This window comes from Petrachloros mirabilis, assembly GCF_975968855.1.
Window position 1 is genome coordinate 1 of sequence record NZ_CDLUDY010000200.1, and the last position, 5,511, is coordinate 5,511.

Below are 5,511 nucleotides of genomic sequence, written 5' to 3' on the forward strand. Positions count from 1 at the left end.
TCATCGAAGATCCTGAAGCTGCTCCCGTGATCTTCAAAGTCCACGCGAAAGTGCTGGAGATGAACGCCGTCAGCCTCGTTGTTCCGCCGGAAGCGACGGAAAGCCAAGTCGTGGGCTTGCTGAAACGTCTCAAGAAAGAGCGGCTCGGCGGCACGCTCGCAGATCTGATCCCGGCCACCACGCCGGGCCATAAACTTGGAGACCATGCCGTCGCAGACATCTATGTGTTTTCCGATGCGAAATACGCAGAACCCAACGTTATCCGAACCCTCTCACGCGGTGCCCATGCCCCGGGCGGGCTCTATCCCGATGCCGTACCGTTTGAAGTCGCAATGGAAGAGATTCGCGGGTACTACCGGATAGACTTGAACAACACTGGCGCGCCGGACACCGCATCAATCGGGTTTGCCGATGAGTCGGGAGTGCACTCGAAGAACTACCGAAAAATCTTCTAACAGGTTAATGTTAAGGTCGCTCAGAGGCCAAAAACCCAGTTCAACCTAAGCCCTGAGCTTCCTAAAGATTGACTCTCTTCTTGATTTCAGCACGCAGCGATTCCTTCTCTCTCTCCACCCATTCCTCCAATCGAGGGAAGAAATGGGAGAACGGCCCCGTAAACACGTCCACGATCACCTCGCGACGTTCCATCAGCTGACCATCTGCATCCCAAAGCCTGATCTTTTCATCCGCAATCCGTCGTGACAACAGTTGCGAGATCAAAAGTTGCTGTCCGGGCGAACCGGTTACTGCCCCAAGAATCTTCGCCCGTACGACGTCCAGTTCTTCCGCCACTCCCACTTTAACGCGCACCGCGTGCGCCGTCGACCATGTCGCTCGTTGAATCGCATAGTCGTAGGAAAAAACCGGCTCGCGCGGCTCACGAAACGGCCCGCTCACATCAAGAATCGTCAATTTATTGTCTGTTGTCATATTCCCAACCTTTATTCTCGTTCACCGGCAAGATACCGTAACACCCGTTCCGCCGCCAAGACCCCGTCGCGGATACAGTCCGGAATGCCGACGCCTCGATAGGCCGCGCCGGTAAGAACCAACCCGCCGTATCGGCTGAGCGCCGTTTCGATCTGTTCGACTTTGTCGAGATGGCCTAAGAGATACTGCGGCATAGCCTTTATCCAGCGGTTCACTTCGACGTAGGACGGCTCCGCATTCATGCCGCAGATGGCTTTGAGTTCCTCTTTTACTTTGGCGACCAGAGCCTGATCGTCCAGTTCGAGAATCTTTTCCCGGCCAACACCGCCGACATAACAGCGCACCATCAATTGCCCGGGCGGCGCGCGGTACGGCCACTTCAGCGAAGTCCAGGTCGCGGCAATCAGATCGCGTTTCTCAGCTCGAGGAACGATGAAACCGAATCCCTGGACTGCCCCACCAACAACAGACGACGGATATGCCATCCCAATCGTTGCGGTCGAGGCGTAAGAAATCGTGTCCAACACACCGGCGGCGATCGGCGTTAGAGGCCGCAGCAACTCGGCTGACACAAAGGCTGGTGTCGCCAGCACGAGACTGTCCACGGAAAGGGCGGAGCGATCCTGGAGCATAACGTCGTACGTCCATCGCCCGAGCTGATGCGAGCGGACTCGCAGAGACTCGACTGTCGTGCCGCCCCGGAACTTGACACCATGATCGGTCAATCGTCGAACCAAGGCATGAGCCAAATCCTCCAGTCCGTTCTTGAGGCTCACGAACATCGTGCGGCGCGGACGATTCGCCTGCGGAGACGGCCCCGACTTTCGCGCAGCCATCATGCCCCTGATTACGCTTCCGTATTCCTGTTCCAGTTCCAGAAATCGAGGAAAGGTCGCTTTCAAGCTCATCTGTTCGGCATCGCCGGCATAAATGCCTGCCATCAGGGGCTCCATCATCCGGTCGAACGCCTGGCTGCCGAACCGCCGGCGGAAGAACGACGCGACCCTTTCGTCATGCTGCGAACGTTTAGGCGGGATAACCAAATCCATTCCCATGCGAGCGAGGCCGCCCATTGACAGCAATCCGCTCTTGAGAAACGGACTGATCTGACCCGGCTTAATGACGATTAATCCTTCAGGCAATTCGTAAAGCCTGCCGCCGGAATAGACAAAAGCCTTCTTGCCCGACTCGTTGGTATTAATGAGTTGGCCGGTCAGGCCAAGCTTCTCGATCAGCTGCAACCCGGCCGGTTTATTCGACAGGAAGGAGTCCGGCCCCGCTTCAGTAACCAAATCCCCGACTCGGTGTGTGACGATCTTGCCGCCCCAATTGTTGCTCGTATCAACTACCGTGCAGGTGACCGAAAGACCGGCGGCTGCAGCCTGTTCCTGGAGAGCAAAGGCGGTGGCGAGACCTGAAATACCGCCGCCGACAATGGCGACTGTGCGGGGATTACTCACGTGGTCTTCGTTAAGGAGGATTCATGCGCGGCCAACACATCAACTAACGTTTCGATCAAGGCCTCAGAATCGTTGAGCATCATAATGCGTTCCAGCTGCATGCCATGTTTATGAGCCAACTGCTTCAGCTCGATATCGATATCGTAGAGCGTTTCAACATGGTCGCAGAGGAAACCGATCGGCGCGACTAAGACGTGTTTCCGGCCCTCACGCCTCAAATCCTCGATCACCGACTCGACCGTCGGCCCCAGCCACTTCTCTCCCGAACGCCCTTGGCTCTGATAAGCAAACCGCGTCGGCTGGCTACCGAGTAAAGCCGTGATCGCCTCGACGGTCCCCTTCACTTCTTCGGGATAAGGATCCTTCATCGCGACAATGCGTTCCGGCAGACTATGGGCGGTAAAGAGTACCGGTACAGCATCCCGCACTTCGGAAGGAAACTTCTGGAGCCCCTGCCTGATATTCTCGACAATACCGGCAACCAACTTGGGATGCCGGTTCCAACTACCCACATAGCTGACCGGCTCATTGCTGTGCAGCGCGGATCGGGCCTCTTCCACTTTTTTCCGATAGGCCCCCGTGCTCAGCGACGATTGCTGCGGCGCCATGCAGAAGCCGATGATCTGCTCCGGCTTTTCCACGAGCAACTCAGCATAGGTCTCTTTGATGAAGGGATGCCAATGGCGTAGACCAACATAAACCCGATAGTGCCGGGTGCCGGCTTTGTTCAATCGCGCTTCCAGCTTCTTGGCGACGTCCTTTGTGATGCCGACCGCGGGTGATTTGCCTCCAGTCGCTCGATAGCGTTCACGAATCTCCTCGACGAGTTCGGGAGGAGTCGGCCGGCCGCCACGCACATCGAGCAGGAACGGTTCGACATTCTCCAGACAGTCCGGCCCCCCCATGGCCATCAGCAATACAGCTGTGCGCTGTTGCGATTCCCCCTCCTTGCCACTCGCCTCTTGCCCCATGCCTATCGTTGGCTCAGCTTGTGGATCATGTTGATCGCCGCCTCAACATGTTCAACGGGTGTGGTCGGAAGGATGCCGTGACCCAAGTTAAAGATGTGTCCGTTGCGTCCACCGGCACGGCGGAGAATATCTTCGACGCGTCGTTCGATTTCGTGAAGCGGTGCATAGAGCGTGACCGGATCGAGGTTCCCCTGCACAGCCCGATCATGACCGATGAGAGTCCAGGCTTCATCGAGATGGATGCGCCAATCGACCCCGATCACGTCGCCTCCGGCTTCACGCATCTGACGGAGAATGGCGCTGGTGCCAGTGCCGAAATGGATCATCGGCACACCTTCCCGCTTCAGCCCTTCGAAAATGAGCTGCACGTGCGGCTTCACATACTCAGTATAGTCACCGGCGGACAGGCAGCCGACCCAGCTATCGAACAGTTGAATCGCCTGCGCGCCGGCATGAATCTGCCGGCGGAGATACCCGGTGACGACACGTGCGAGCTTGTCCATCAGTTTGTGCCAGGCATCCGGCTCTCGATACATCATCGACTTCGTCAGCACATAGTTGCGGGACCCGCCACCCTCAATGGCGTAGCTCGCCAGTGTAAACGGAGCACCGGCAAAACCGATCAAGGGGACACGTCCGTTCAAGGCCTTTCGCGTGTGACGAATCGCTTCCGCTACATAGTCCAATTCATGGCCGTCGATCATTTTAAGTCGTTCCACATCGGCTTTCTCGCGTACCGGATTATGAATGACCGGGCCCTCCCCTTCCGCGAATTCAAGATTCAATCCCATCGCTTCGAGAGGCAGCAAAATGTCAGCAAAAATGATGGCGGCGTCGAGGGGGAAACGATCGATCGGCTGGAGCGTGACCTGTGCGGCAAGTTCAGGCTTCTTACACAGGTCCAACATGGAGTGCTTCGCGCGCAAGGCCCGGTATTCCGACATGTAACGGCCGGCCTGCCGCATGAACCAGACGGGCGTGCAATCCACCGGCTCGCGTCGACATGCCTTGAGAAATCGTTCGTGTTGCATCGGCGCATTCTAGAGACGCTGCTGCAGACCTGTCAAACAGCACGGTGACGCAACGATCACTGTTAGGTTGACGGAATTGCCAACTGACCACCCGATTCGCGGCATTTATGGACACCCCCGCTCCTTCCAGTAGAATGAAAACCTGAATTCACCGAGGCTGGAAAAATTCCCGGTACCATTCGAGGAAACTTCATGTATAATAGTGGCATCGTTATGATCGGGTTATGACTACTCTTCCTGTCCTAACCCTGCATTCTGCGGCCTGCCTTGTAAACCACTATCAGCTGCCGCGGTACTACTGAGACTCACAGGCTCGTGTGTGTAGCTCACACCGGCCAGGACTGACCGGAGGTAAGTGAATGTCCAATGTGCGAGTGCTCCACCCGACGAAAGCCCAAGAAATCTGGTTTACCTTCCTCCGCTGGTTCGACTCCTGGGCCGGACTCGAATACATGAAGACGGACGGCGTGCCCAAAATGGATTGGTTCCGCTGCATCCCGATCATCGCGGTCCACCTCATGTGCCTTGGCGTGATCTGGGTGGGCGTGAGCTGGACCGCGGTTGCGGTAGCCGTTGCGTTTTACTACATCCGGATGTTTGCTATCACCGGTTGGTATCATCGCTACTTTTCCCATCGGACGTTTAAGACGACGCGTACCTGCCAGTTCGCCTTTGCCGTCTTGGGAGGATCCTGCGCCCAGCGCGGTCCGCTCTGGTGGGCGGGGCACCACCGCCACCACCACATTGCCTCCGATACACCGGACGACGTCCACTCGCCACGGCATGGAGGCTTCTGGTGGTCGCACATGGGCTGGTTCACCTCACAATCCCACTTTGCCCCCCGGCTAAAAGCCATCCAGGATTTTGCGAAATACCCTGAGCTGCGTTTTCTCGACAGGTTTGACATTCTCGTGCCGACCATCACCGGATTCGGCATGTTCGGGCTGGGAAAGATGTTGGAGGTATATGCGCCGGAGCTGGGCACAAACGGCCCGCAAATGCTCATCTGGGGATTTTTCATCTCTACCGTCGCGCTGATTCACGGCACCTGCACGATCAACTCGCTCTCGCACGTCTACGGCTCGCAACGGTATGACACCGGTGACGACAGCCGTAACA

General features: G+C 57.0%; 6 protein-coding genes. 2 read left to right on the plus strand and 4 right to left on the minus strand.

The features are described from left to right. Window positions 1-455: hypothetical protein (locus ACWVCN_RS08055; RefSeq protein ID WP_455245051.1), on the plus strand; the 455-nt coding region annotated here is incomplete at its 5' end. Between the two features lie 61 nt (window positions 456-516). Here the strand turns inward: ACWVCN_RS08055 and ACWVCN_RS08060 are convergent. Genes ACWVCN_RS08060 through hemE form a run of 4 tightly spaced genes read right to left on the minus strand, consistent with a single transcriptional unit; the run spans window position 517 to window position 4,392 of the window. Continuing rightward, entirely contained in the window at window positions 517-930 is a 414-nt protein-coding gene (locus ACWVCN_RS08060; protein ID WP_455245052.1) for a hypothetical protein, read from the minus strand. Window positions 931-941: 11 nt separating this feature from the next. Next, the gene (gene hemG / locus ACWVCN_RS08065; RefSeq protein WP_455245053.1) at window positions 942-2,390 is read right to left on the minus strand and encodes a protoporphyrinogen oxidase; all 1,449 of its coding nucleotides are present in this window, start codon (window positions 2,388-2,390) and stop codon (window positions 942-944) included. Next, a complete protein-coding gene (hemH, locus tag ACWVCN_RS08070) occupies window positions 2,387-3,361 on the minus strand; it encodes a ferrochelatase (protein ID WP_455245054.1) in 975 nt (324 codons plus the stop codon). The genes hemG and hemH overlap by 4 nt, the downstream gene beginning before the upstream one ends. Window positions 3,362-3,363: 2 nt before the next feature. After that, complete coding sequence (gene hemE, locus ACWVCN_RS08075; protein WP_455245055.1) at window positions 3,364-4,392, minus strand: uroporphyrinogen decarboxylase; 1,029 nt, start codon at window positions 4,390-4,392, stop codon at window positions 3,364-3,366. Between the two features lie 359 nt (window positions 4,393-4,751). Between hemE and ACWVCN_RS08080 the strand changes: the two genes are divergently transcribed. Continuing rightward, on the plus strand, window positions 4,752-5,511 hold a 760-nt coding region (locus ACWVCN_RS08080; RefSeq protein ID WP_455245056.1), incomplete at its 3' end, for an acyl-CoA desaturase.

Excerpts from the sequence above, each read along its gene's own strand:
- ACWVCN_RS08060 (WP_455245052.1), bottom strand. The coding sequence starts at position 930 with ATGACAACAGACAATAAATTGACGATTCTTGATGTGAGCGGGCCGTTT.
- hemH (WP_455245054.1), bottom strand. The coding sequence starts at position 3,361 with ATGGGGCAAGAGGCGAGTGGCAAGGAGGGGGAATCGCAACAGCGCACA.
- hemE (WP_455245055.1), bottom strand. The coding sequence starts at position 4,392 with ATGCAACACGAACGATTTCTCAAGGCATGTCGACGCGAGCCGGTGGAT.